The organism is Streptomyces sp. NPDC020681 (assembly GCF_044334895.1).
In the GTDB taxonomy this organism is placed as follows: Bacteria; Actinomycetota; Actinomycetes; order Streptomycetales; family Streptomycetaceae; genus Streptomyces.
The window spans coordinates 1-25,460 of sequence record NZ_JBIRTX010000004.1 but is presented as its reverse complement, the minus strand read 5'-3'; the positions used below and the strand labels follow the sequence as shown (position 1 = coordinate 25,460).

The window sequence follows — 25,460 nt, the reverse complement described above, 5'->3', positions numbered from 1 at the left end:
AAGCATGTACGACCCCGCCCAGCTGCGCACCTTTCTCGCGGTCGCGCAGACCCTGAGCTTCACACAGGCGGCCCGCCGGCTCGGCCTGCGGCAGTCGACCGTGAGCCAGCATGTGCGGCGGCTGGAGGAGGCCACCGGCAGAACGCTGTTCACCCGGGACACGCACAGCGTTGAGCTCACCGAGGACGGCGAGGCGATGCTCGGCTTCGCGCGGACGATCCTGCAGGCCCATGAACGCGCGTCCGCGTTCTTCACAGGCAAGCGGCTGCGCGGGCGGCTGCGTTTCGGGGTCTCCGAGGACTTTGTGCTGACCCGGCTGCCCGAGATCCTGGGGGCCTTCCGGCGCGATCACCCCGAGGTCGATCTTGAGCTCAGCGTCGAGCTCTCCGGCACGCTGCACAAGCGCCTTGAGGCGGGCCGTCTCGATCTCGTCCTCGCCAAGCGGCGGACCGGCGACACGCACGGCGAGCTCGTCTGGCAGTCCACGCTGACCTGGATCGGCGCTCCGGAGCTGCGGCTGGACCCGGACCGCCCGGTGCCGCTCATCGTCTTCCCGCCGCCCGGCATCACACGCGCCCGCGCCCTGGAGGCGCTGGAGGCCGACGGCCGCGCATGGCGGATCGCCTGTACGAGCACCAGCCTGAGCGGTCTGATCGCGGCGGCCCAGGCGGGCCTTGGCGTGATGGCCCACACCCGCGGGCTGATCCCGCTGGGCCTGGTGCCGGTCCCGGCCCGCGCGGGCCTGCCCGAACTGGGCGATGTGGACTTCGTTCTGCTGCACGGCCGCCGCCCCGGCGCGGCTCCAGGCGCTCAGGAGGCGGCCGACGCGCTGGCCGCTTCGATCCTGGCGGGCGGCGACCGGCTGCACCGCCCGGCCGGACCGCGCCCCCGCTGACTGCGGACACGACCTAGTACCAGTAAAGCCACCGTGATCGCTGCGTACAGATTCCGTGGAGATTCGCCCCCAGCAAACTTACCCTTCGGTCAGAACTCCGCCCGAGCCTTCCCCATGTGACCGGATTTCTGCGTCTGACCTGTGGTGATGCCATTCGTCCACAGTTCACTCACGCCCTCCCGCACAAGGGCGTCGTGGGGTAGCGTCGCGGCGCTGTGCACAGCGCCACAAGGAGCAGGCCATTGCGCGAGTTCACTGTCCCCCCTATGGACGCAGCGCCTCAGGTCGGTGGACTGGCGGATGCGGTCTTCGACAACGCCGAGGACGACCCGGGCCGAGTCGCGCTCGGACGCAAGGACGCGGCGGGCCAATGGCAGGACGTGTCCGCCGCTATGTTCCGCGACGAGGTGCTCGCGCTGGCCAAGGGCCTGATCGCGCACGGCGTGCGCTTCGGTGACCGCGTCGCCCTGATGTGCCGTACGCGCTACGAGTGGACGCTCTTCGACTTCGCGCTCTGGACCGTCGGCGCCCAGTCCGTGCCCATCTATCCCACCTCGTCCGCCGAGCAGGTCTGGTGGATGCTGCACGACTCGGAAGTGACGGCGTGCATGGTGGAGCACGAGGACCATGCGATGACGATCGGCTCGGTCGTCGACCGGCTGCCGCTGCTCAAGCGACTGTGGCAGCTGGACGCCGGCGCGATCGAGGAACTGGTGCGGGACGGCGAGCACATCGAAGAGGACGTGGTGCACCGGCACCGCCGCGCGCTGACGCCCGACACGATCGCCACCATCATCTACACCTCGGGCACCACCGGCCGCCCCAAGGGCTGTGTGATCACGCACGCCAACTTCATGTTCGAGACCGACACCATGATCGCCCGCTGGGAGTCCGTCTTCCACTCCAAGCCCGGTGACGAGGCCGCCACACTGCTCTTCCTGCCCCTGTCGCACGTCTTCGGCAGGATGGTCGAGGTCGCCGCGATCCGCGGCCGGGTCAAGATGGGCCATCAGCCGGTGCTCCAGGCGAGCGCGCTGCTGCCGGACCTTGCGTCGTTCCGGCCCACGTTCATCCTGGCCGTGCCGTACATCTTCGAGAAGGTCTTCAACGCGGCCCGCCGCAAGGCGGAGGCGGCGGGGAAGTCGGGCCCGTTCGACAAGGCCGTCGAAGTGGCGGTGAAGTACGCGGAAGCCATGGAACACCGGGCCTTCGGCATCGGCCCCGGCCCGTCCGCCGGGCTGCGGATGCAGCACCAGCTCTTCGAGAAGCTCGTGTACGGAAAGGTCCGCGACGCGATGGGCGGGCGCGTACGGCACGCGATGTCCGGCGGCTCCGGCATGGACCGGCGGCTCGGCCTCTTCTTCGAAGGCGCGGGCGTCACCGTCTTCGAGGGATACGGACTCACCGAGTCCACGGCGGCCGCGACGGCGAACCCTCCGGAGCGCACCCGGTACGGCACCGTCGGACAGCCGATCCCCGGCACCACCGTCCACATCGCGGAGGACGGCGAGATCTGGCTGCACGGCGCGAACATCTTCCAGGGCTACCTCGGCGACCCGAAGTCCACCGACGCCGTGCTGCACGACGGCTGGCTGGCCACCGGCGATCTCGGCGCGCTCGACGAGGACGGCTATCTCACCATCACCGGGCGGAAGAAGGAGATCCTGGTGACCTCCGGCGGCAAGAGCGTCTCGCCGATCGGCCTGGAGGAGCGCGTACGGGCGCATCCGCTGGTGGCGCAGTGCATCGTGGTCGGCAATGACCGGCCGTACATCGCGGCGCTGGTCACCGTCGACCAGGAGGCCGTCGAGCACTGGCTGGCGATGCAGAACAAGGCGCCGCTGCCGCCGGCCGACCTGGTGCGCGACCCGGACCTGGAGATGGAGATCCGGCGGGCGGTGGTCGCCGCCAACACGCTGGTGTCGCAGGCCGAGTCGATCCGTACGTTCCGGATTCTGGCCCATCCCTTCAGCGAGGAGCACGGGCTGCTGACGCCGTCGCTGAAGCTCAAGCGGAAGGCGATCGAGTCGGCTTACGCGGTCGAGGTCAACGCGCTCTACGGCTGACGACCGCTCCCTCGTCGGCCCTGACGAGCTCTGACGGGTCATCAAATAACGCTGCATCAGTTATTGACGACCCGTCAGGTCCAGCACAGAATTTCGGTCACCCGACGGAGGGACCCACTGTGTTGCGACCGATCCGCACCATCGCCACAGCCGCCGCGGCGCTGCTGCTCGCCACCGCCTGCAACTCCGCCTCCACGTCCGGTGAACCGAGCGGCAAGGACAGCGCCGCCGTACGCGGCGTGACCCCGGACTCCATCAAGGTCGGCGGCATCGTCTCCATGACCACCGCCAGCGGCTACTCCAAGAAGGACACCGACCTCGGGGCCCGGGCACGCTACGAGCGCGCCAACGCCGAAGGCGGCGTGAACGGCCGGAAGATCGAGTACCTCGGCGCCGAGGACGACGGTCAGGATCCGGCCAGAAACCTCGCCGCCGCGCGCAAGCTCGTCCAGCAGGAGAAGGTCTTCGCCGTCTCGCCGATGAGCTCGGTGACCTTCTCCGGCGCGGACTTCCTGGAGAAGCAGCAGGTGCCGACCTTCGGCTGGGGCACGGTTCCGCAGTTCTGCGGGCCGAAGTACATCTACGGCTTCGGCGGCTGCATGGTGCCCATGCCCGGCGGCACCATCACGCAGAGCTGGCCCGAGGGTCTCGCGCATGTGCTCGGCGGCGCGAAAGGCAAGTCGGTCGCGGTCCTCGCCAACGACAACGACGCGGGCACCTTCGCCATCCGCACGTACAAGCAGGGCTTCGCCGCGGCGGGCTTCCGGGTCAGCTATGCGAAGGCGGCCGTCCCCGCGACCTCGCTGCCGAGCGACTGGTCCGCGTACACGAAGGAGATTCTGCGCAGCAACGGCGGCAAGGCTCCCGACGCCGTCGTCTCCGTGATGCAGACGCCGTACAACATCGGTCTGTTCACTGCGGTCAAGCGGGCCGGGTTCAAGGGCGTCATCACCGACCCGACGGACTACGACCCCGGGCTGCTCGCCAAGGACGCGACCAAGCAGGCTCTCGACGGGGTGCATGTGCTGCTGTCCTTCGAGCCGTTCGAGTCGTCGAGCGCCGCGATGCGGCAGTTCAAGGACGACATCCGGAAGGCAGCGGGCAAGGACGTGCCGCTCAATATGCACATGATGACCGGATACATGTCCGCCGATTTCTTCCTCGCCATCGCCGAGAAGGCGGGCAAGGACCTGACGGTCGAGTCCTTCCAGAAGGCCGCCGCGGGCTTCTCCGACACCGGCACGATGGTCGGCGACCGGAGCCTGCCCAAGGGACAGAAGGAGGCATTCGGCTGCGGCGCGCTCGTGCAGTTGAAGAACGGGGCGTACCAAGTGTCCTCGCCCTTCAAGTGCTACGAACCCGTCCCCTTCGGCTGAGGGACTCCCGTCATGGCGGATCTGCTGGGCTTCGTGCTGAGCGGGCTGGTCTCGGGTGCGCTGTACGCACTGCTCGCCACGGGGCTCGTACTGTCCTACTCCGCGTCCGGACTCTTCAACTTCGCGCACGGCGCGACGGCTTATCTGTGCGCTCTGTGGTTCTACGAGCTCCACTCGGGCTTCGGCTGGCCCGCCGTGCCGACGGCGCTGCTCCTGGTCCTGGTGGTCGCGCCGGGGCTCGGCTGGGGGCTCGACCGGCTGATGTTCCGCAAGCTGGCGCGGGTCGGCGAGACCGCGCAGATCGTGGCGACGATCGGGCTGCTGGTCGCGCTGCCGGCGGCCGGGCTGTGGACCGTCGAGCTGCTGACGGACGCGGGCGCGCCGGTGCTGCCCGCGGAGAACCAGTTCGGACTGCCGGGCGTGGGGCCGAGTCCGGCGACGTCCTGGCAGCCGATGGACGGCGTCGGCATCGACTCCGACCAGCTGATCACCTGGGTGACGACGGCGGCGGTGGCCCTCGCGCTGTGGGTGCTGCTGAGGCACACCCGGCTCGGGCTGCGGCTGCGCGCGGCCGTCGACAACCGGAGCCTGGTGGAACTGCGGGGCATCAGCGCGGACCGTCTCTCGTCGATCGCCTGGATGCTGGCATCGGCGCTTGCCGGGCTCGCGGGCGTACTGGCCACTCCGCTGCTCGGCCTGTCCGCGCACGACTACACGCTCTTCCTCTTCGTGTCGGCGACGGCCGCGGTGCTGGGCCGCTTCGCCTCGGTGCCGCTCGCCTTCGCGGGCGGGCTTGCGCTCGGCGTGCTGCAGAACCTGGTCGCCGGGTACGCGTCCTTCGCGGACCGGATCACCGGATTCCGTACGGCGGTTCCGTTTCTGATCCTGTTCGCCGGGCTGCTGGTGCTGACTCGCCGGCGGCGCACGGCGGGCACCGCGGCGGCGGACGCGCCGCCGATCGACTACCTGGCGGGACGGTCGTGGACGCGCAGGTGGGGGCCGTGGGTGGTGGGCGCGATGCTGCTCGCGGTGGCCTTCTACACCGTCACGACCCCGTTCTGGAGCGGGCTCCTGGCGCAAGGGCTCGCGATCTCGCTCGTCTTCATCTCCTTCACGGTGGTGACGGGGCTCGGCGCGATGGTCTCGCTGGCGCAGGCGACGTTTGTGACGGGCGCGGCGCTGGTGGCGGGCCTGCTGATGAGCCACGGCTGGCCGTTCGCGGCGGCGGCGCTGGTCGGCACGGGTGTCGCGGCGCTGCTCGGCGCGCTGGTGGCGCTCCCGGCACTCCGGCTGGGCGGGCGCTCGCTCGCCCTCGCGACGCTGGCCCTGGCGTTCCTCGCGGACCAAGTGCTGTTCCAGATGGGCTGGTTGAGGAACGGGGACACGGGGTGGGAGATCCCGCGACCGGTGTTCGGCCCGGTCGATCTGAGCGACGACCGGGCGATGGGCGTCGCGCTGCTGGTACTGGTCGCCGTGGTGGTCGCGGCGCTGAGCGCACTGCGCAACTCCCCGTCGGGCCGCGCGATGCTGGCGGTCCGCTCGGCCCCGGCGGCGGCGCTGGCGAGCGGGGTCTCGGTGGTGCGGACGAAGCTGTTGCTGTTCACGCTGTCGGCGGGTCTTGCGGGCTTCGGGGGCGTGATGTACGCGTCGTACAACACGCGCATCACGGCGACGGACTTCACGGCGATGACGGGCCTGATCTGGCTGGCGGTGGTGGTCGCGGCGGGAGTGCGGAGGCCGCAGTTCGCGGTGGTGGCGGGGTTGGTGTTCGCCCTGGTCCCGCACGTGCTGACGGAGTATGTGACGGAGTCGGCGCACTTGCCGGTGATCCTGTTCGGCCTGGCGGGCCTGGCGCTGGCGAACGACCCTGACGGGTACTGCGCGGCGGTGTCGGTCCGGCTGCATGCGCGCCGGGCGGGTACAGGTACTGGTGGCCCGGCGCCGGGTTCTGTTCCGCCACCCCGGCCCTTCCCGCAACCGGTAGCCGGTCCCCGGGCACCCGAGGCCGCACGGGTTGCGCAGGTCGGCCGGGGCGACGGCCCGGTTTCGGAGAAGGGTGGTGCGGGGGTACCGGCTCCCGCCCTGCAACTCGTCCGCGTACACGCCGGGTACGGCACCGCGCCCGTACTCCAGGGCGTGGACCTGGACATCCGGCCCGGCCGGATCCTCGCACTCCTCGGGCCCAACGGCGCCGGCAAGTCCACCGTCTGCCGCGTCGCCGCAGGTGCGATCATCCCCACCCGCGGTGCCGTTCTCCTCCGAGGAGAGGACCGGACCCGCCAAGGGCCCGTGCAGCGTGCGCGTGACGGTGTGTTGCTCGCGCCCGAGGGGCGAGGGATCTTCCCCGGGCTGACCATCGAGGAGAACCTCGCGTTCCGGCTGCCCGAGCCCGCCGCCCGCGACGCCGTGTACGAACGGTTCGCGAGCCTGGCGAACCGGCGTACGGTGCCCGCCGGTTCGCTCTCCGGCGGTGAGCAGCAGATGCTCGCGCTCGCGCCCCTCCTCCAGCGCCCGCCCGCCGTGCTCGTCGCCGACGAGCCGTCGCTCGGGCTCGCGCCCCGCGTCGTGGACGAGGTGTTCCGGCTGCTCACCGAGCTCCGGGAGGCCGGGACCGCGCTGCTGCTGGTGGAGGAGAAGGCCGCCGAGGCGCTCGGTATCGCGGACACCGTGGCGTATCTCTCCCAGGGCAGCATCGCGTGGTGCGGCCCGCGCGAAGAGGTGGAGGCGGACCGGCTCACCGAGGCCTATCTGGGGATCACGGAGGGTGCGCGGCCATGAGCGACTACGTGCTGGAGGCGTCCGGCGTCGGCGTGCGCTTCGGCGGGATCCGGGCCCTCGACGGCGTGGGACTGGGCGTACGCGCCGGCGAGGTGTGCGGGCTCATCGGTCCCAACGGGGCGGGCAAGACAACCCTGTTCGACGTCCTGTCGGGGATTCGCCGGCCGGACGAGGGGCGCGTGCTGCAGGACGGTACGGACATCACACGCCGCTCGCCCGTGTGGCGGGCACGCCACGGCATGCGCCGCACCTTCCAGCGCCAGCAGCTCTTCGGGCAACTGACCGTGGCCGACAACCTCCTGGTCGCCCAGGAGTGGCGCGGCGGCCTCATCCACCGGCGCGACCTGGAGAGGGAGCGCCGCGCACGCGCCGCGGCCGTACTGCGCACCTGCGGCCTGGAAGCGCTGGAGGGCTCGTACGCAGGCACGCTCCCCGTCGGCCAGGCCCGCATGGCCGAACTGGCCCGGGCGCTCGCCGATCCGCCACGCGTGCTGCTGCTGGACGAACCGGCGTCCGGGATGTCCGCGGAGGAGAGGGACCAACTCGCCGCCGTCGTACGGCATCTCGCCTACGAGGAGGGCTGCGCGGTGCTGCTGGTCGAGCACAACGTGGCCTTTGTGATGGAGCTCTGCGCCCGTGTTGTCGTCCTCGACCTGGGCCGGGTCCTCGCCGAGGGCCCGGCGGCCGAGGTACGCGCCGACCCGAAGGTCGTCGACGCGTACCTCGGCACCACGGCCTGACCCAGACGAAAGCCCTAGCCGATCGTCACCCGGAAGATCTTGTCCGCGCCCGCAGGCTCACCTCCGTTCCCGTCCGCGTTGGTCGTCGACAGCCAGAGCTGGTTCGCACCCGGCACCTTCGTGACGGCCCGCAGCCGCCCGTACGTGCCGACGTAGTGCGCTTTTGCCGTGCCCACGTTCTCGTTGTCGGCGTTGATCGGGATCTGCCAGAGCCGTTCGCCGCGCAGCGAGGCCATGTAGACCGCGCTGTCGACGATGGCGATGCCGCTCGGCGAGGCCTCGGCTACGCCCCAGGTCTTCTTCGGGTTGGTCATGCCGGAGACGCTGCAGTTGCCCTCGCAGGTCGGCCAGCCGTAGTTCTTGCCGGACTTGATGAGGTTGAGCTCGTCCTTGGAGCTCTGGCCGAGCTCCGCGGACCACAGCCGGCCCTGCGCGTCGAAGGCCAGGCCCTGCGGGTTGCGGTGACCGAGGCTGAAGACGAGGTTGCCGAAGGGGTTGCCGGGGGCAGCCTTGCCGTCCTTGGTCATCCGGAGGATCTTGCCGTTGAGGGAGTTCTTGTCCTGGGCGAGCGAGGTGGTCTGGGCGTCGCCGGTCGAGGCGTAGAGGTAGCCGTCGGGACCGAAGGCAAGCCGTCCGCCGTTGTGGAACTTGGCCTTCTTGATGCCCTGGACAATGGCCTTGTAGCCGCTGAGCGAGGACCCGTCGTACGTCATGCGGGCGATGCGGTTGCCGTCCGAGGACGTGTGCATGAAGTAGACGTAGTGGTTCGAGGCCCAGTCGGGGTCGACGGCGACGCCCATCAGGCCGCCTTCACCGCCCGTGGTCTGGGAGTTGGGGACGGAGCCCACCGCGGTCCTGGAGCCGGACGGGCTCACCTTGAAGACCTTGAACGAGTTGCGTTCGGTGACCACGGCCGATGAGCCGTCGGGCAGCCAGGAGGTGCCCCAGGGGATCGTCCAGCCGGTGGAGATGGTGGTGATGCCGGTCGGCGTGCCCTTCACGCCGGCCTTGTCCGGCTCGTTCGCGTTCGCGGTTCCTACGAGCGCGGCGACGAGCGCTGCAGCGCCCGCCACGGCCGCCGTCCTGACCAGATTCTTGCGTCGCATGTGGTGTCCTCCGTGGGGGGATGGGGGGTTGGGGAGGTTGGGTGTGCTGGTGGGGGTCAGCCCGCGTACTGGGCGACGATCTTGGTGTAGGCATAGGGCGACTGGGACACGCCGCTGCACGCGTCACCGGCGCCGCCCGAGCTGCAGCTGCGGTCGCGGTTGACGGACCAGAACGCGAACCGCGCGATGTGGTGCTGCTGCGCGTAGGCGAGGATCGTCCTGAAGTCGTTCAGCGTGACGGTCTCTCCGGCCACGTCCGTCTTGCCGTTCATCGACGAGACGCCTATGTGCTGGTAGGCGACGCTGTCGGAATAGCCGTACGAGCTCTTGACCGCCTTCTTGAGGCCTTCGAGCGCGCTGACCGAGGCCTGGCCCATGGTGCCGCTGTGGCTGCCGAAGTCGAACGGCATGACCACCCAGGCGTCCAGCGGCAGTCCTGCCGCGGCGCCCCGCTTGATCATGTCCTTGCCGGTGGCGTCCGGGCCGCTGGGTGTGGTGCCCATGGTGACGTAGGTGACGATGCCCGGGTTCTTCTGCTCCACGATCTTCAGCGCGTCGACGACCCGCTGCCGCACGGTCGCGTTGTTGAACTCGGTGTTCTCGATGTCGATGTCGAACGCCTTGAGCTTGTAGGCGTCGATCACCTTCTGGTACGCGCCGGCCAGCGCGGACGCGCTGGAGCACTTCTCGCCGAGCTTCGCTCCGCTCCAGCCGCCGACGGAGACCACGATGTCGCCGCCCGCCGCCCGGATGGACTTGATGGCCGACTCGTCGGAGCCGCCCTTGAGCGCGCGGCTGCCGTCCCACTTCGGGTTGCATCCGCCGTCGGAGAGGATGAAGGCCAGCGTGAACCACTTCACGCCGGTGGCCGCCATGACATCGGTCGGCTTCTGCGGGCTGCCCCAGCCGAGATATTCGTACGGCGCGGCTGCCATCGCGCCGGGTGCCTTGGGAGAACTGCCGGTCGCCGCGTCCGCGGCGGTGGAGGGAACTGCCGCGAGCAGTGCGAGCACCGCGGCCGCCGAGGCGGCCACGAGCCGGAAGGATGTGGGGGGTTGCACGTGTGTTATCCCCTGTCGAGGTAGTCGAGGTTGGGTGCGCCGTTCGCCGTGGTGGCGGTGACGCGTACGGTGTTCGAACCCGCCTTGAGCGGGACGGTGAGGGTGGAGTCGGCCCAGGTCGTCCAGGCGCCGGTGCCGTCGAAGGCACGGCCGGCGGAGACGACGACGCCGTTCACGGACACGTCCATCGGACGTCCCGCGGTGGTGCCGTTGGCGTACCGCAGGGTCAGTGCGGCCTCGCGCGCAGTGGCCGATTCGACCGTCCACTCCACATGGGCGCCGGCCGCGTTGGGCGTGTTGACGAAGCCGGTGCCGCTGAAGCCGCCGTGGTTGGAGTCGATCGTCGAGCCCACGGTGTACGAGGCGTTCTCGGCCTCGTGCCGCACGGTGTTGCCGGACTGCGGTGTGGCGCGGATCAGCCGGGTCTCGCCGGGCCGCAGCGCCGCGCTGTACGAGCCGGTCACGGTGCCGGCCGATGCGCCGGACCACAGGTCGGTGACTTCGGCGGCTCCGGAGAAGCCGACCTGCGACCAGTTGACGCCGACGGTCTGGTTGCCCGACGTATTGGTGTTGAACAGCGCCACGATGTAGTCGCCGTTCGCCTCGCGCTTGCTGAAGACCTGACGGCCGCCGGAGTTGCTGATGCGCCTGGCGGCCACTCCGTCCTGGTTGACGGCGATCAGCCGGTCGTTCGTCAGCATCGCCTTGTCGGTGGCGGTGAGCGCGGTGAGATCGGTGCCGAGGAGCAGCGGCGACGCCGCCATCGCCCACAGGGTCAGATGCGAGCGGCGCTGGTCGGCGGTGAGGCCGACCTGGTCGCCGTTGCCGATCTCCAGCGAGTCGAGGTCGTTCCAGCCGCCGGGACCCGCGTACTGCTGCCAGTTCGCCGCGGAGTTGAAGCGGGAGGTGATGTGGGCCCAGTCCGTGAGCGGGAACCCGCTGCCGTTGGGACCGGGACCGCAGTAGCACTCGACATCGCCTTGCGTGCGCCAGCTGTTGGCGAGTTGCCGCCAGGTGGGGGCGTCGGCGATGGCGAGATTGTTGGAGAGCGCGTAGTTGATGGGCCGGCCGGTGGCGCGCAGGGCCTTGTCCCAGGCGCGGACGTCGGGGATGTCATGGCTGCCGACGCCGTCGATCTTGAGATAGTCGACTCCCCAGGAAGCGAACTGGCGGGCCCAGGAGTTCACGAATTCCTGGGAGCCGGGCTTGCTGTAGTCGATGTAGTACATGTTCTTGCAGTTGTAGTTCTTCTCCTGCTTGGACGTGTCGGCGATGTCCTTCGCGCGGTACGACGTGCCTTCGATCGGCGTGTTCCTGGTGACCGCGTTCTTGGCGATGCCGGGCGTGACGTAGAAGCCGAACTTCAGCCCCTTGGAGTGGATGTAGTCGGCGAGCGCCTTGATGCCGGACGGGAACTTCGCCTCGTCGACGGCCCATCGCCCGTACTGGTCGACGACAAAGCCGTTGGAGTCGCACTTCTGGTAGAAGTCGTCGAGGTTGATGTAGACGTAGCCGTGGTCCTTGAGACCGCTGCTGACCAGGGCGTCCGCCTGGGCCTTCAGCTTGGCCTCGGTGGGCCAGCGGCGTACGAAACTCCAGCTGGACCAGCCCATGGCGGGCCGGACGGACAGTCCGTTGTCCGAGGCGGCGGCGGGCTGCTCGGGCACGCCGAGCCCGACCACGGCCAGCGGCAGCGCGAGCGCCGCCACGAGGAGAGATCGTAAGTGCGCTCTCATGGTGCCTCCACGTCGAGGTGGTCGAGATTGGGTGCGCCGTTCGCCGAGGTGGCGCTGACGCGCACGGTGTTGGCGCCTGCCTTCAGCGGGACGGTGAGGGTGGAGTCCGCCCAGGCGGTCCATGCGCCGGCGCCGTCGAAGGCCCGGCCCGCGGAGACGACGTCGCCGTTCACGGACACGTCCATCGGACGGCCGGCCGTGGTCCCGTTGGCGTACCGGATGGCGAGAGCGGCGTTCCGCGCCGTTGCCGAGTCGAAAGTCCACTCGACATACGCACCGGCCGCGTTGGGCGTGTTGACGAAGCCGGTGCCGGTGAACCCGGTGTGGTTGGAGTCGACGGTCGAGCCGGTGGAGTAGGCGGCGTCCTCGGCCTCGTAGCGGTTCGGCACCGGAGTGGTACCGCCACCCGCCGCGTACGCCGTGCCGATCCAGGCCTCGTCGATCCGCAGCCGCTTGTAGCGGGTCGAATCGCTCGACGCGGCATGGGTGTTGACGACTTCGAGCCGTACATGGCGGGTCGTGGTCGCCGGGATGTCGATGACCGCGACGCCCCGGCGGCTGGGCAGCGTGCCGGTCTTGACCGGACTCCCCCAGTTGGTGCCGTCGCTGCTGACGTACACGCGGTAGTCCCTGATCCGCGCGGACTGCTCGGTGCCGGAGCGCGCGTAACTCACCGAGTCCTCGCGCTGGTTGAGGCCGAGATACTGCACCCGCTTGGCCGATCCGAGGTCGAAGCGGAGCGAGACCGGTGTCGCCTTGTTGCTGTCCCAGTAGGTGCGATAGTCGCCGTCGGCGGCGGCCGCCGCGCCATGACCGCTCGCGGACGCGCTTGCGCTCATGGTGTACGTGGAGGCCGGGATGATCCCTTCGCGGCCGCCGGTGGTGACCTTGAAGACGGTGTCGTACGGGTCCCAGCCGCCGAGCCCGGTGAGACTGAGCGTGCCGCCGCTCTGGCTGTACGAAATCGGCGCGCGGGTACGGAGATTGGTCACTCCGGTCACCCGGTAGCCGTTGTCCCGCAGCCGTAGCGTCGAGGTGGACGGCGGAGTCAGTACGTGGATGTAGTGCTTGTCGGGGTCGGCCCTGCTGATGGTCGTGACGCCGTGCGCGCCGTCGTTCCAGAAGCCGGGTGCGAGGCCGCCGTGCAGATAGCCCCCGCCTTCGGTGCCGTTGAGCGACTCCCAGATCTGGTCGAGGTAACCGTCGGCGAAGTTGTTGAAGTTCGCCTGGTTGGAGGGGAACTTGCCGCCCAGCATCGCGGTCTCGGCCATCAGCGCCTTGACCGACGATCCCGCGTTGGTGATCAGCCGGCCGAGGGTGAGCCTGCGGTCGACGGCCGAGTCGGAGCCGGTGTACCACCAGGAGCCGGTGGACGGCAGTTTGAAGTCGGCCTCGATCAGCCGCGGGGCCGCCGTGTAGACCGCCTGCGGGTAGTCGTACGACGGGGACATGCCGGTCTTCTGCTCATTGCTGATCATGTCCATGATCGGCGTGTCTTCGTTGTTGTTGCTGATCGTGTAGTTCGGCCGGCGCTCATAGACCTTGGCGTAGAGGTTGTTCCGCTCCCAGTACGCGTTGTCGTTGTCGATCCAGAAGCCGCCGAGCTCCGGATAACGGTCCATGACCTCGAAGAAGAGGTCGTAGGAGTACTCCCCGAAACCGTCGCGGCTGTGCAGGTCGACGTCCCGGCCCTTGTAGTCCGAGTAGGCGTCCGAGTTCAGCCACTCGTGCCCGCCCTCGTCGTGCCACTGCGGGTCGTCGGTCATATAGAGGATCGTCTTGAGGCCCTTGGCCTTCGCAGCGGCGATCAGTTCGCCGAGGAAGTCGCGCTTGGTGGCGCAGCTGCCAGGGATCTTGGACGGCCAGGGGCGGGCGTAGCCGAGACGGCTGTGGAAGGTGGCGAGGACCAGATACTGCGCGTGCAGCTTCTGTGCCTCGCTCACCCAGTAGTCCGCGCTCCAGCCGGCGGCCGTGACGTCGTTCTCCCAGCCGGTGCAGCTGGTGTGCGAGGGCGCGGTCCGCTGGCCCCAGTGCAGGAAGAGCCCGGAGACGGAGGAACGCAGAAAGTCCTGGCGCGGGTGCTGGAGGTCGGCGCGCGCGGGCCCCGGCAGGGTGAGCGCGCCCAGCAGGAGCGCGCCCACCAGCAGCAGACGCGCCCAGAGGCGTCGCGTCATGCCGGACCGTCCAGATAGTCGAGATTGGGTGCGCCGTTCGCGGTGGTGGCGGTGAGGCGGACGGTGTTGGCGCCCGCGTTCAGCACGGCGGGCACGGTGACCGTGCGCCAGCTGGTCCACGCGCCCGTGCCGGCGAACGGCGCGGCCGCACCGACCGCCGTGCCGTTGACGGTGATCTCCATCGGGCGGCCCGCGGTGGTGCCGTTGGCGTACGCGACGACGAGGTCGGCGCTGCCCGCCGCGGTGGCGTTCACCGTCCACTCGACGTACGAGCCAACGGCGTTGGGTGTGTTGACGAAGCCGGTGCCGGAGTAGCCGGTGTGGTCGGAGTCCACCGTCGAGCCCGCGGAGTGGACGGCGTTCTCGGCCTCGTACCTCGTGGCGGGCCCAGGACCGCCGCCGTCGCAGTTCTGGCTGGAGCCTGTCTGGCTGACGCGCAGCGCGCCGCCGGAGGTGTTGGAGCTGTTCGCCACGCAGTAGCCGTTGACCGTCTGGAAGAGCAGGTCGGACGGGCTGCTGCTGCCGCGCTGGGCGGTGAAGCGGTCGAAGCGGACGCCGGTGCTGTTGTTGGCGATGACGGCGGGCCGGCCGTCGTTGGACGCGAACCGCACCTCGCTGTCGGTGAAGCGGACGTTGTCGGCGTTGCGGATGTACCAGCCGTACGCGGGCCGGGTGCCGATCGCCTTGGGGTTGTAGTCCTTCGGGTCGTTGCTCGGCGGGTTGGTGGACATGGTGCCGTTGCCACCGGGCACGGTGATGTCGACGTTGTTGAACGTGATGTCCTTGATCCGGCCGCTGCCGGATTCGCCCCAGACGGTCGGCGAGAAGGACGGCGTGGTGCCGTTCGCCTTGATGTTGGTGTAGGTGATGTTGCTGATGGAGCCGACGCCGGGGTTGTTGCCGCAGCGTTTTCTCGTACCGACCTTCTGCATGATCGGTGAGCGGACATCGGTCATCGTGATGTCCTTGTAGTGGACGTCGGAGATCTTGGCGCCGTCCATGGAGACCATGCCGAGCCCGGACTTGTCGGAGCCCTTGATGGTGATCCGCTCGAAGCGGTAGTCGGTGAAGTCGCCGCAGGTCTCGGAGCCGAACATCAGCGCGTTGCAGCAGCCGGCCGACAGGTAGGAGTCGGTGACGGTGACATGGCCGTTGTCGAGCTTCGCACCGAGCGCGTAGTCGCTCTTGAAGGCGAGTGCGTCGTCGTTGGCCTCCAGATGCGCGTTGGTGATCCTGACGTTGGTGGTGGAGATGATGTTCCAGCCGTCGCGGTCCATCGCGGTGTCGATGGTGAGGCGGTCGGACACGACGTTGTCGCAGTCGTTGATGAGCGCGGCGAAGTGGCCGCCCTCGCGCAGGGTGATGCCGCTGAGCGTGAGGTTCTTGCAGCGCGTCAGCGAGATGATCTTGTCGGCCTCGCCGGACTTCGGGTTGCCGGTGATCAGCGCGCCGTCGCCGTCGATGACGCCGGAGCCGGTGAAGCCGATGTCGGTGAGGTTGTCGCCGTAGATCATGGCGTTGTGGAAGTGGCTGTGCCCGTAGTCCTGGTAGTCGTCCCAGGGGTTGGACTCGGGCGGGTCATAGGTGTCCGCGCCGTTGCCGCTGATCGTCGACCCCGTGTCGAGCTGGAGGGTGACATGGGACTTCATCTTGATCGTGTTCTTGGACTCGTACGTCCCGGCCGGGAAGCGGACGATTCCGCCGCCGGCCGTATTCGCCGCGGTGATGGCCTTGTTGATGGCCGAGGTGTCGTTGGTGGAGCCGTTGCCCGCCGCGCCGTAGTCACGGACGTTGAACTCCGCGGCGGCGGGAGCGGGCGCTGGGGCAGGCGCGGGCATGGCGAGCCCGGACGGTTCGGGCTGGGCTCCTGCCGGCGGCTGGGCGATGCCCAGTGCAACGGCCAAGCCCAGTAAGGCGACGGCGGCGGTTCTCCGTAAGCTGACTCTCCGTAAGTCCTGCATGGTCGTCCTCCTCAGACGAGCTGATAGCCGCGCATATTGGTGAGGAGCATGTGGCAGTTCTGGAGCGAGCCCGAACTGTCGCCCAGGGAGCGGTAGATGCCCCATTTCGGGCGCACCCGGTCCGCGAGGAAGGTGTCGACGCCGGACTTCGACTTGTCGATCACCGTGCTTCCGCCGCTCTTGAGGATCCAGCGGACGGAGCCGGCCGAGCCGTTGCCGATCTTGATCTGGAAGTCGACGTCGGTCCACTTGTTGTGCAGCGGTTCCAGGGCCGTACGGCCGACGAGAATGTTGGAGTCGAAGAGCTTCAGCTCGATGGTCTGAGCTCCGTCCACCCGCCGCAGCGACTGCACGACGATCGGCGACGAGCCGGTGCCGGGCTGCTTCATCTGCATGATGTGGGTGAAGGAGGTCGTCGCCTTCAGCGTGCTCGGGATGTACATCGAGTACGTGATCCGCCAGGTCTGGCCGGACTTCCACTGGAGGTACGAACTGCCGTTGCGGCAGCCGGTGACCTCATGGCGCTGCCGGTCGGTGCTGGTGTCGCGGTCCACCGTGTGCATGTTGAACCGGAAGTTGTCGCCCTCGGCGAAGATGTGCGGCGCGGCCGAGGTGTGCGAGTCGGCGCGGTCGTCCTCGATCGTCTCGAAGGCCCGGAGCTTGTCGCTGCTCGCGGAGGGCGACCAGCGCAGCTGCCAGGAAGCGGCGCTCGCGGGTGTTGCGATGCCGGGCAGCCCCGCGGCGACGGCGCCGCCGAGCGCCGCGCCCAGTACCGCTCTGCGTGATGTGGCCATGTCTCCTCAATTCACTACGAGTTGTTGGTCGAGTTCTCAGTCGATCTGTTCGTCGAGTTGTTCGTCGAGTTGTTCGTTCATGATGAGAAACGCGCCGAGACCGTGGAAATCATTGGTCTTGCGTTCGCGCTGGATGTAGTAGCTGTAGTTCCCGACATTCGTCCCGATGGAAATGTCGGTGAGATTCGTGCGCCCGTCGCCGCCGAGCGAGATCTTCGCCAGGACGCCCTGATATCCACGCTGGGCGACCTGCGCGTAGTGCGCGTCGACATATCCCTGCTGCACGGAGCGGGACAGTGCGAAGGTGAACATGCTGGAGCAGGAGGTCTCGGTCCAGTTGTCGTCGCGTGAGCCCTTGTCGACGACCTGGAACCAGCGGCCCGTGGCCGGGTCCTGGTGCTTCTCGATGCCCGCGGCGAGCTTCCGCAGCAGGGTCAGCAGCTGCGCGCGCCGCGGATGGTCGGCGGGCACGGCGTCCAGGACGTTGACGATCGCCATGGAGTACCAGCCGATCGCACGGCACCAGTGTTCGGGCGCGAGACCGGTCTGCGGATGGGCCCAGCTCGCGTCGCCCGACTCGTCCCAGGCATGTTTCAGCAGCCCGTTCGCCACCTGCAGATGACTGCCGTAGACGGCGAGTTGCCCGGTGGCCTCGTTGCCCGCGTAGGCCGAGTCGCCGAATTCCTTTCCGTACTCGACGAGGAACGGATTGACCATGTAGACGCCGTCGGCCCACAGTTGACTGCGCCGGGAATCCGAGGTCGAATGCCAGAATCCGCCTTCCGAGGTGCGTGGATAGGTGTTCAGCCGGTCGCGGATCTTCTTCGCGGCTTTCTGATAGCGCGACTGGCCCGTCTCGTGATGGAGGATCGTGAGCAGCCGGCCCGCCTGCATGCTGTCGAGATTGTTGAAGCCCTGGCCGATATTTCCGCCCGAGTCGACGAAGCGGTCCACATAGCTCTTGATGTAGCTGAGATAGCGGGCGTCGTGTGTGCGCTGATAGACGAGATACTGGCCGTAGAGATACAGGCCCACCGGATAGGACCAGCCGCCGATGGAGCCCGGCGAGTAGCGCGCCATGGTGGACTCGACCATGGCGACCGACCAGTCCGTGGCCGTGGAGCCGTCACCTACGGTGAGCGAGTCGAGGTTCGGGCCGCCGAGCGGTCCGGCGGAGATGACGCGTACGGCATTGGTCCCGGACTTCAGCTCGGCCGTGAGGTTCTTGGTCTGCCAGCCGGTCCATGCGCCGGTCGGGCCGAAGGCCAGGTCGTCGGCGACGAGCCGGCCGTTGACGGTGATGTCGAGCGGACGGTTCGAGGTGGTCCCGTTGGCGAATCTCAGCCCGAGTGCGGTGCTTCCGGCTTCCGCGGACTCGACGGCGAACTCGACATGACTGCCGGCCGTGTTCTGGTAGTTGACGAATCCTGAGCCGGTGAACCCGGCGTGGTTGCTCTCGACGACACCCTGGCCGATGGCGGCGTCCTCGGCCTCGTACCTTTCGGCTGCCGCCGTTGCCCGAGAGGGTCCTTCAGTGGGGACGGCGGCCAGTGTGCTGCCGGCGAGGACGCCCGCAAGCAGCAAGATCTTTAATCGGCTCATGGTCCTTCCTTGCGGTAGGCGTAGGCGGGTGCGGCCACCGGCTCGGCGGTGCGCGGACGGTCGACCAGTTCGCGTACGAACGCGTGGTCCGGCGAGAGATGACAGACCGGATCGGTGCGGGTGGCGTCGCCGGTGAGCGCGTACGCCTGGCAGCGGCAGCCGCCGAAGTCCTTGGTGCGCAGCTCGCAGCTGCGGCACGGGTCCTGCATCCACTCCTCGCCGCGGTAGATGTTGAAGGCCTTGGACTCGCGCCAGATCCACTCCAGCGAGTGGTCCTTGACGTTCGGGGCGTCCAGTCCGGGCAGCGCGGCGGCGGCCGGACACGGATAGACCGTGCCGTCGGGCGCGACGGTCAGCGAAACCGCGCCCCAGCCGCCCATGCAGGGCTTGGCCGTCCCGTCCACGTAGTCCGGCACGACCCACACCACGTCCATCCGGCCGGCCAGCCGCGGCCGCCAGCGCTCGACGCATTCGAGGGCCGCGGCGATCTGGCGGCGCCCGGGCAGCAGCGCGTCGCGGTTGCGCAGGGCCCAGCCGTAGAACTGGGTGTTGGCGAGCTCGATCCGCTCCGCGCCCCAGGCCAGCCCGAGTTCGATGAGTTCGTCGAGGGCGTCGAGATTGGCCCGGTGGAGTACGACGTTGAGGCCGAGCGGCAGATCCGCCTCCCGTACGAGCCGGGCCGCGCGCTCTTTCGCCGCGAACGAGCGTGCTCCGGCGATGAGTTCGGAGGCGCCGGGGTCGGCATGCTGGACGGACAGCTGCACGCTGCGCAGTCCGGCGCCGATCAGAGCGGCGAGCCTCTTCTCGTGCAGGCCGACACCGCTGGTGACGAGCTGCGTGTGGATGCCCGCGCCGTCCGCGGCGGCGACGATCTCGGTCAGATCGCGGCGCAGCAGCGGCTCGCCGCCGGACAGATGGCTCTGTACGACGCCCAGGTCAGCGGCCTGGCGGAACACTTCGGCCCACTCGTCGGCGGTCAACTCATCTGACCGACTGACCAGTTCGACGGGGTTGGAGCAATAGGCGCAGTGCAGCGGACAGCCGTGGCTGAGCTCGGCGAGCAGCGCCCACGGCGGGGCTGTGCCTTTCGGTGCGGCGGTGGTCATTTCAGCCAGCCCTCCTTGCGCAACCGCCCCAGGAACACCGGGACTTCCTCGGCCACGGGCGCGCCCGGATGCTGCTCGGCGAGCTCCGCCACGATCGCGTCGACGTCACGCGCGCCGTCGCAGAGCCGCACGATGGATCCGGCGTTGCCCTGGAGCACGACCACCCGCTCGGGCAGGACCAGCAGGTCGGCGCCGCGTACCCGGTCGTGCCGGAACACCACCGACCGCGAGAGCACCGGCTTCCAGGTCATGTCCGCTCCCCCGCACACTCGACGGCGTCGAGCAGCGACCAGAGCACGTCGCACTTGAAGGCGAGCGCCGCGACGGCGGCCTCCTGCTCTTCCGTGGTCCTGGCCCACTCCAGGACCAGGTCGAGGGCCTCCTCGCTGTCCCGGCTGCCCTGACCGATCCGGTTGCGGAAGTAGGTGAGCCCGTCGGCGTCGATCCAGCGGTAGTGCTTCTCGAACGCGGCGATCCTGGTCCGCATGATGGTGGGCGCGGAAAGCTCGGTGAGCGAGGCGGCGACGGCCTCCAGGCGGCCGTGGAGCCGGCAGAAGTTGACATAGCCGTCCACCGCGAGCCGTACGCCGGGCAGCACTTCGTCCCCGGATTCCAGCCGCGCGCGATCGATTCCGGCGGCCTCGCCGAGCCGCAGCCAGCGCTCGATGCCGCCGTCGCCGTCCTTCTCGCCGTCGTGGTCCTGGATCCTGCGCAGCCAGGCGCGGCGCAGCCCGGAGTCGTCGAACTTGGCCAGGATCAGGGCGTCCTTGACGGGGATGTGGCGCTGGTAGTGGAAGCGGTTGAGGATCCAGCGGCGCAACTCGGCAGGGGTCAGGGCGCCTTCGTGCATCCGTACGTTGAAGGGGTGACGGTCGTGGTAGCGGTCCGTGGCCACGGCGCGCAGCCGCTCCGTGAACTCCTCCCGGCTCCAGATCGTGTTGGTCACAGCTCGATCACCATCCGGTCGGCGGCGACCTCGAGTCCCCAGCCGTCGAGCAGCGCGTGCTCGCGGGCTTCGGGATCTCCGAGGGGATTGGTGTTGTTCAGATGCGTATAGAGGCAGCGGGCGCGCAGCCCGGACAGCCGGCGGGCTGTGCCGTTCGGCCCGGCGATCGGCAGATGGCCCATTCCGGTCGCCGTCTTCGCCGAGATTCCGGTACGGACCGGCTCGTCGTCGTCCCAGAAGGTGCCGTCGACGATGACGCAGTCGGCTTCCTCCACGGCGTCCTGGAAGTCGTCGGTCCACTCGGCCAGCGCGGGCGCGTACAGCAGGCTGCGGCCGGTGGCGGTGTCGCGCAGCCGCAGGGCCACCACCCAGGTCGGCTCGTCGCTTCCGGTGCCGACGGCGTAGCGCGGCTTTTTGGCCGAGACGGGTACGGCAGCCATCTCGACGGTGCCGTTCTTGTCGAGCGGTTCCGCCTGCCGGCCCAACGCGCGCCATTCGATACGGGTGTACGGCGCGAGCACCTCGCCCAGCCGGAGCCGGCCGAGCAGTGCGTCACGGACGGGCGGGGTGGCGAGGATGTCGAACCCGTCGGCCTCGCGTAACCGGGCGATGCCGAGGGTGTGGTCGAGTTCGGCGTCGGTGAGGACCACTCCGGCCACGGGCGACTCGCGCGGCCCCGGTCCCGGCCGCAGTGCTTCGTTGTCCTCGATCTGGTCGCCGATGTCGGGAGTCGCGTTGACGAGATACCAGCGGCCCTCGTCCGCGCGCAGTGCGAGTGAGGCGTGACGGCGGCGCCGGTGCGGGTGTGCGCGTGCCCCGGTGCAGCTGGGGCACGCGCAGTTCCACTGGGGCAGTCCGCCGCCCGCCGCGGTGCCGAGCACCTGCAGCAGCATGGCGGCGTGGGCTATCGGTCGGTGAGGGCGTAGGCGGTGACTTCGAGCGCGGTCTCGACGACCTCGAACTCGGGAGTCTGCCAGTTGACCGTCTCCTCCGATGTTTCCTTGGTGTCGTTCATGAGCTGTACCTGCCTTCCTGAGGCGTGGGGGTCAGGAGCGATTCAGGAGTGTTTGTTCCGTAACGCGGGGTGGAACTTCGCTGAACGCCCGTTCACATGCGCGACCGACGTTCAGCTATGTGCCATAGAGTTGCGTCTTGATGGGTCGCGGTCAATGGTCCGGACCGAGAAGGTCGGAGCTGTATCACGCCAACTTGCGTGGCCGGGAATGCACCCGCGGAGCTGATCGTTGGCGGGTTGAATAGTCTTGAACCAACCGACGACGTAAGGATCGACTGCTCGTGAGCAAGGTCCCCTCCATCACCCTCAACAATGGCGTCGCGATGCCCCAGCTCGGCTTCGGCGTCTGGCAGGTGCCCGACGACGAGGCGACGAAGGCGGTGGCCACGGCTCTCGATGCCGGCTACCGCAGCATCGACACCGCCGCCGTGTACGAGAACGAAGAGGGCACAGGCCGCGCCGTCGCCGCCTCCGGAATCGCCCGCGAGGACCTCTTCATCACCACGAAGCTGTGGAACGCGGACCACGGGTACGACAAGGCGCTGCGCGCCTTCGACACCTCGCTGGACAAGCTGGGCCTCGACTATGTCGACCTCTATCTCATCCACTGGCCGATGGTGACGAAGGGCGCGTACGCCGAGACGTACAAGGCCTTGGAGAAGATCCACGCGGACGGCCGCGCCAAGGCGATCGGCGTCTCGAACTTCCTGCCGCAGCAACTTGAGCACCTCATGGCGGAGACCTCCGTGGTGCCCGTGGTCAACCAGATCGAGCTGCACCCGCAGCTCCAGCAGGCCGAGTTGCGCGAGCTGCACGCCAAGCACGGCATCGCGACCGAGGCCTGGTCGCCGCTGGGCCAGGGCAAGGGCCTCCTGGAGGTCCCGACGGTCGTCGCCGTCGCGCAGAAGCACGACCGCACACCGGCCCAGGTGGTGCTGCGCTGGCACCTCCAGATAGGCAATGTGGTGATCCCCAAGTCCGTGACCCCGGACCGCATCCGGGAGAACCTCGACGTCTTCGGCTTCGAGCTGGACGCCGACGACCTGGCGGCCTTCGCCGCCCTGGACGAGGGCAAGCGCCTGGGTCCCGACCCGGCGACCTTCGACTACGCCTGACGCATCAGCAGTACGCCGACAGCGCCGCCCGGTTCACGCCGGGCGGCGCTGTCGTGTCCCGAGGCGCGGTCGGTCAGCCGCGGCGGGCGGTGTGCACGGTATGGGCCGTCAGGAGGTACGCGTCCGGGCGCTGCCGCAGGCCCTGCGGGTCGTCCGGGTCCAGGAGCCGGTCGAGCACGGTGACGTCGTCGGACGCCAGCCGTCCGTCCAGGATCTTGCGCTGCCACGCGAAGGCGGCGACCTGCTCCTCGCGTACGGCCTCCGGCACCGGTGCCGGAATGTCGAGCAGGAAGGAGCGGGTGCCGCTCGGTGTGAGGCCCGCGGCTGACAGCAGTGCCCGCCAGTCCTCGACCTCGTCCTTCGCGCCCGGCAGCTCGGCCCGCATCTCGATGAACCACTCGGCGGCGGCGGCGTCGAGCCGGGCCTCCAGGCCGGGCCGGCCGATCCCGATGTCGCGCGGCAGCCGGCGCATGGGCAGTCCGCCTTCCACCACCGCGAGCACCCCGCCCGGGCGCAGCAGCGTGGCGAAGTCGCCGAGTGTGGCGCGCTGATCGCCGATGTGGTGCACGGAGTGGCCCGCCCAGATCAGATCCGCCTGGCCCAACTCCTCGACCTTGTCCGGGAGTTCGGCGTGCTGGACGCGTACCCGGTCGCCGAGACCGCCGCGCTCGGCGCGGGCGCGCGCCCGTTCCAGGAGCGGCGCGGTGGCGTCCACGGCGACCACCTCGGCGTACGGGAACGCCTCGGCGAGCAGTGTGGTCAGCACTCCCGGGCCGCTTCCGATGTCGAGGATCCGCCGGACGCCGGCCGCCGGCAGGAATTCGCCGATCCAGGCGGCGGCCTGCCGGTACAGCGGGCTCTGCAGCTCCGCGCCGCGCTCCATCAGCGGCGCCAGCTCGTCCCAGTCGATGTGGGTCGTGTCGTGGTGATGACTCATGGGCACAGCGTCGCGTGGCGATGCGGTTATGGCGAGCTTTGTTGCGGTTCCGGCAAAACGGCGCCGGTCCGGTGCTCCTGCGGGCTGACGCCCCGCACCCGCTTGAACGCCGCGCTCAGCGCGAACGAACCGCTGTAGCCGACCTTTCGCGCCACCGCCTCGACCGTCGCGTCCGTCTCACGCAGCAGATCAGCGGCGAGCGCGAGCCGCCAGCCGGTGAGGTACGCCATCGGAGGCTCTCCCACCAAGTCGTTGAAGCGGCGGGCGAGCCCCGCGCGGGAGACACCGCACTTGGCCGCCAGCGAGGCGACCGTCCACGGATGCGCGGGATCGTCGTGGAGCAGCCGCAGCGCGCGGCCCACCACCGGGTCGCCCATGGCCAAATACCACGCGGGTGCCTCCGCGTCCGGGCGCGAGAACCAGGAGCGCAGCACCGCGATCAGCACCAGGTCGAGAATCCGGTCCAGCACCACGCTCTGACCTGGCTCGTCACGCGCGATCTCGTCCGCCAGGACCGGCATCAGCGGACAGTCCCAGACGTCGGCGGGCAGATGGACCAGCTCCGGCAGCGCGTCCAGCAGCCGCCCGCTGATCTCACCCGCCATCTGGTACGTGCCGACCAGCATGGTGGCCGAGCCTTCGGGGTCGTTTCCCCAGCTCCGTACGCCCAAGTGCATGGACTGCGCGAGCGGTTCGCCCTGAAGGGTGTGGCAGGTGCCGCCGGGGCCGATTCGCGCGTACGGCGCGGTCCCCGGCGCGTGAGCGACGGTGTACGGCGCGGGGCCGCGGGCGATCGCCACGTCGCCGGGCCGCACCAGCACCGGTTCGCCGTTGTCCGGGACGATCCAGGCCTCGCCCTCGCTCATGCACATCAGGGAGAGCGGCGCGTGGTCCTCGATGCGTACGGACCACGGTGGCTCCATCACCATCCGCAGCAGAAAGGCTCCTCTGGCCCGCGGTCCGTCCAGAAGTCCGGCGAGAGCGTCCATGGTGTCAGCGTAGACGTCAGCTTGGACGGACGAGTATGTCAATGAGCCTCTGGAGCATGGAGAGTCCAGACCGCAGCCGCAAAGCTGAACGCATGACAGAGAACCTGAAGCAGGAAACGGTGTTGGTGACGGCGGCCACGGGCAAGACGGGCCACCGGGTGGCGGAGCGGCTCGCGGCACGCGGCGTCCAGGTGCGGGCCGGATCGCGCAAGGGCGAGGTGGTCTTCGACTGGGAGAACCAGTCGACCTGGGCGCCGGCGCTGCGCGGCGCGGACGCCGCGTATGTGACGTACTTCCCGGACCTCGCGGGCCCGGGCGCGGTCGAGGCGATGCAGGCGTTCGGCCTCGCGGCGGCCGGGAGCGGAGTGGGCCGTCTGGTGCTGCTCTCCGGCCGCGGCGAGCCGGACGCGGTGACGGCGGAGTCGGCGCTGCGCGCGGCGGGCGTCGATCTGACGGTCGTACGGGCCAGCTTCTTCGCCCAGAACTTCAGCGAGGGGCCGATGGCGGCGGGCGTGGCCGAAGGCGCGGTCGTCTTCCCGGCGGGCGGGACGGCCGAGCCGTTCATCGACGCGGACGACCTGGCGGACGTGATGGTCGCCGCGCTCACGGAGCCCGGCCATGTCGGGCAGACGTACGAGGTCACGGGGTCGCGGCTGCTCACCTTCGAGGAGGTGGCGGCGGAGATCGGCCGGGCCGCCGGCCGCGACGTGCGCTATCTCGCCGTGTCCGGCGAGGAGTACAAGGGGATGCTCCAGGAGGCCGGATTCCCGGCGCCGGACGCGGAGTGGCTGGTGGAGCTGTTCACGATGCTGATGGACGGGCACAACGCGTCGGTGACGGACGGGGTGCGGCAGATACTCGGCCGCGAGCCGAGGGACTTCACCCTGTTTGCCCAGGGTGCCGCGGCCGCGGGCGCGTGGGGCTAGGGCCTGTCGTTTGGATCAGGCCGGATCAGCGAGCGGGGTCTGGTGCCGTGGATCGCAAGGCGGAGGAGGGAGGCATGGCGGAGCCATGCCGACCGACGACAACGCGGCGAGGCGCGGTGCCAGAGCCCGCGAGCCCG

20 protein-coding genes and 1 pseudogene are annotated in these 25,460 nt (G+C 69.3%); 7 read left to right on the top strand and 14 right to left on the bottom strand.

The window, feature by feature from the left end; translation table 11 throughout:
• Positions 1 to 4: 4 nt before the first annotated feature.
• From ACH4YL_RS10340 to ACH4YL_RS10320, 5 genes are all read left to right on the top strand, one after another.
• On the top strand, positions 5 to 895 hold the full coding sequence (locus tag ACH4YL_RS10340; protein ID WP_398506691.1) for a LysR substrate-binding domain-containing protein: 891 nt from the start codon (positions 5 to 7) through the stop codon (positions 893 to 895).
• Positions 896 to 1,161: 266 nt separating this feature from the next.
• The gene (locus tag ACH4YL_RS10335) at positions 1,162 to 2,961 is read left to right on the top strand and encodes an AMP-dependent synthetase/ligase (protein ID WP_398506689.1); all 1,800 of its coding nucleotides are present in this window, start codon (positions 1,162 to 1,164) and stop codon (positions 2,959 to 2,961) included.
• A gap of 119 nt (positions 2,962 to 3,080) precedes the next feature.
• On the top strand, positions 3,081 to 4,337 hold the full coding sequence (locus ACH4YL_RS10330) for an ABC transporter substrate-binding protein (protein ID WP_398506687.1): 1,257 nt from the start codon (positions 3,081 to 3,083) through the stop codon (positions 4,335 to 4,337).
• Positions 4,338 to 4,349: 12 nt separating this feature from the next.
• Complete coding sequence (locus ACH4YL_RS10325; RefSeq protein ID WP_398506686.1) at positions 4,350 to 7,115, top strand: ATP-binding cassette domain-containing protein; 2,766 nt, start codon at positions 4,350 to 4,352, stop codon at positions 7,113 to 7,115.
• Positions 7,112 to 7,855, top strand: a complete 744-nt coding sequence (locus ACH4YL_RS10320; RefSeq protein WP_398506684.1) for an ABC transporter ATP-binding protein — start codon at positions 7,112 to 7,114, stop codon at positions 7,853 to 7,855. The genes ACH4YL_RS10325 and ACH4YL_RS10320 overlap by 4 nt, the downstream gene beginning before the upstream one ends.
• Positions 7,856 to 7,869: 14 nt before the next feature.
• Here ACH4YL_RS10320 and ACH4YL_RS10315 read toward each other — a convergent pair whose 3' ends face one another.
• From ACH4YL_RS10315 to pqqA, 12 genes and pseudogenes are all read right to left on the bottom strand, one after another.
• Entirely contained in the window at positions 7,870 to 8,961 is a 1,092-nt protein-coding gene (locus tag ACH4YL_RS10315; RefSeq protein ID WP_398506682.1) for a PQQ-dependent sugar dehydrogenase, read from the bottom strand.
• 56 nt (positions 8,962 to 9,017) lie between these two features.
• On the bottom strand, positions 9,018 to 10,022 hold the full coding sequence (locus ACH4YL_RS10310; RefSeq protein WP_398506681.1) for a chitinase: 1,005 nt from the start codon (positions 10,020 to 10,022) through the stop codon (positions 9,018 to 9,020).
• A gap of 5 nt (positions 10,023 to 10,027) precedes the next feature.
• Positions 10,028 to 11,731 (bottom strand): alpha-galactosidase, encoded by a 1,704-nt coding sequence (locus ACH4YL_RS10305; RefSeq protein ID WP_398506679.1) that lies wholly within the window; start codon positions 11,729 to 11,731, stop codon positions 10,028 to 10,030.
• Positions 11,732 to 11,754: 23 nt separating this feature from the next.
• On the bottom strand, positions 11,755 to 13,932 hold the full coding sequence (locus ACH4YL_RS10300; RefSeq protein WP_398506677.1) for a discoidin domain-containing protein: 2,178 nt from the start codon (positions 13,930 to 13,932) through the stop codon (positions 11,755 to 11,757).
• Positions 13,929 to 15,893 (bottom strand): glycosyl hydrolase family 28 protein, encoded by a 1,965-nt coding sequence (locus ACH4YL_RS10295; RefSeq protein WP_398506676.1) that lies wholly within the window; start codon positions 15,891 to 15,893, stop codon positions 13,929 to 13,931. Before ACH4YL_RS10295 ends, ACH4YL_RS10300 begins: the two co-directional genes overlap by 4 nt.
• 11 nt (positions 15,894 to 15,904) lie before the next feature.
• On the bottom strand, positions 15,905 to 16,687 hold the full coding sequence (locus ACH4YL_RS10290) for a Tat pathway signal sequence domain protein (RefSeq protein WP_398506674.1): 783 nt from the start codon (positions 16,685 to 16,687) through the stop codon (positions 15,905 to 15,907).
• Between the two features lie 36 nt (positions 16,688 to 16,723).
• Positions 16,724 to 17,866, bottom strand: a complete 1,143-nt coding sequence (locus tag ACH4YL_RS10285) for a glycoside hydrolase family 105 protein (protein WP_398507323.1) — start codon at positions 17,864 to 17,866, stop codon at positions 16,724 to 16,726.
• A 419-nt stretch (positions 17,867 to 18,285) separates the two neighbouring features.
• On the bottom strand, positions 18,286 to 19,395 hold the full coding sequence (gene pqqE, locus ACH4YL_RS10280) for a pyrroloquinoline quinone biosynthesis protein PqqE (RefSeq protein ID WP_398506673.1): 1,110 nt from the start codon (positions 19,393 to 19,395) through the stop codon (positions 18,286 to 18,288).
• Positions 19,392 to 19,646: a pyrroloquinoline quinone biosynthesis peptide chaperone PqqD gene (gene pqqD / locus ACH4YL_RS10275; protein WP_398506671.1), complete on the bottom strand. Its 255-nt coding sequence runs from the start codon at positions 19,644 to 19,646 to the stop codon at positions 19,392 to 19,394. Before pqqD ends, pqqE begins: the two co-directional genes overlap by 4 nt.
• Positions 19,643 to 20,341: a pyrroloquinoline-quinone synthase PqqC gene (pqqC, locus tag ACH4YL_RS10270; protein WP_398506669.1), complete on the bottom strand. Its 699-nt coding sequence runs from the start codon at positions 20,339 to 20,341 to the stop codon at positions 19,643 to 19,645. The genes pqqD and pqqC overlap by 4 nt, the downstream gene beginning before the upstream one ends.
• On the bottom strand, positions 20,338 to 21,234 hold the full coding sequence (gene pqqB / locus ACH4YL_RS10265) for a pyrroloquinoline quinone biosynthesis protein PqqB (RefSeq protein ID WP_398506667.1): 897 nt from the start codon (positions 21,232 to 21,234) through the stop codon (positions 20,338 to 20,340). Before pqqB ends, pqqC begins: the two co-directional genes overlap by 4 nt.
• 11 nt (positions 21,235 to 21,245) lie before the next feature.
• Positions 21,246 to 21,341, bottom strand: a pseudogene (pqqA, locus tag ACH4YL_RS10260) (pyrroloquinoline quinone precursor peptide PqqA); the annotation flags it as partial.
• Positions 21,342 to 21,637: 296 nt separating this feature from the next.
• Here pqqA and ACH4YL_RS10255 point away from each other — a divergent pair.
• Entirely contained in the window at positions 21,638 to 22,471 is an 834-nt protein-coding gene (locus ACH4YL_RS10255; protein ID WP_398506665.1) for an aldo/keto reductase, read from the top strand.
• 73 nt (positions 22,472 to 22,544) lie between these two features.
• On the opposite strand, the gene ACH4YL_RS10250 is transcribed toward ACH4YL_RS10255, so the two are convergent.
• Together ACH4YL_RS10250 and ACH4YL_RS10245 are read right to left on the bottom strand one after the other, a co-directional pair.
• On the bottom strand, positions 22,545 to 23,408 hold the full coding sequence (locus ACH4YL_RS10250; RefSeq protein ID WP_398506664.1) for a class I SAM-dependent methyltransferase: 864 nt from the start codon (positions 23,406 to 23,408) through the stop codon (positions 22,545 to 22,547).
• Positions 23,409 to 23,434: 26 nt separating this feature from the next.
• Positions 23,435 to 24,397, bottom strand: a complete 963-nt coding sequence (locus ACH4YL_RS10245) for a cupin domain-containing protein (protein ID WP_398506662.1) — start codon at positions 24,395 to 24,397, stop codon at positions 23,435 to 23,437.
• A gap of 92 nt (positions 24,398 to 24,489) precedes the next feature.
• Here ACH4YL_RS10245 and ACH4YL_RS10240 point away from each other — a divergent pair, with 92 nt between their 5' ends.
• Positions 24,490 to 25,323, top strand: coding sequence for an NmrA family NAD(P)-binding protein (locus ACH4YL_RS10240; RefSeq protein WP_398506660.1), 834 nt, complete (start codon positions 24,490 to 24,492; stop codon positions 25,321 to 25,323).
• Positions 25,324 to 25,460: the final 137 nt, after the last annotated feature.

Bases quoted from the DNA above. Each gene is read 5' to 3' on its own strand.
- ACH4YL_RS10295 (WP_398506676.1), bottom strand. From the start codon at position 15,893: ATGCAGGACTTACGGAGAGTCAGCTTACGGAGAACCGCCGCCGTCGCC.
- ACH4YL_RS10335 (WP_398506689.1), top strand. From the start codon at position 1,162: ATGGACGCAGCGCCTCAGGTCGGTGGACTGGCGGATGCGGTCTTCGAC.
- ACH4YL_RS10315 (WP_398506682.1), bottom strand. From the start codon at position 8,961: ATGCGACGCAAGAATCTGGTCAGGACGGCGGCCGTGGCGGGCGCTGCA.
- ACH4YL_RS10290 (WP_398506674.1), bottom strand. From the start codon at position 16,687: ATGGCCACATCACGCAGAGCGGTACTGGGCGCGGCGCTCGGCGGCGCC.
- ACH4YL_RS10340 (WP_398506691.1), top strand. From the start codon at position 5: ATGTACGACCCCGCCCAGCTGCGCACCTTTCTCGCGGTCGCGCAGACC.
- ACH4YL_RS10300 (WP_398506677.1), bottom strand. From the start codon at position 13,932: ATGACGCGACGCCTCTGGGCGCGTCTGCTGCTGGTGGGCGCGCTCCTG.
- ACH4YL_RS10250 (WP_398506664.1), bottom strand. From the start codon at position 23,408: ATGAGTCATCACCACGACACGACCCACATCGACTGGGACGAGCTGGCG.
- ACH4YL_RS10245 (WP_398506662.1), bottom strand. From the start codon at position 24,397: ATGGACGCTCTCGCCGGACTTCTGGACGGACCGCGGGCCAGAGGAGCC.
- pqqB (WP_398506667.1), bottom strand. From the start codon at position 21,234: ATGCTGCTGCAGGTGCTCGGCACCGCGGCGGGCGGCGGACTGCCCCAG.
- pqqE (WP_398506673.1), bottom strand. From the start codon at position 19,395: ATGACCACCGCCGCACCGAAAGGCACAGCCCCGCCGTGGGCGCTGCTC.
- pqqD (WP_398506671.1), bottom strand. From the start codon at position 19,646: ATGACCTGGAAGCCGGTGCTCTCGCGGTCGGTGGTGTTCCGGCACGAC.
- ACH4YL_RS10240 (WP_398506660.1), top strand. From the start codon at position 24,490: ATGACAGAGAACCTGAAGCAGGAAACGGTGTTGGTGACGGCGGCCACG.
- ACH4YL_RS10325 (WP_398506686.1), top strand. From the start codon at position 4,350: ATGGCGGATCTGCTGGGCTTCGTGCTGAGCGGGCTGGTCTCGGGTGCG.
- ACH4YL_RS10320 (WP_398506684.1), top strand. From the start codon at position 7,112: ATGAGCGACTACGTGCTGGAGGCGTCCGGCGTCGGCGTGCGCTTCGGC.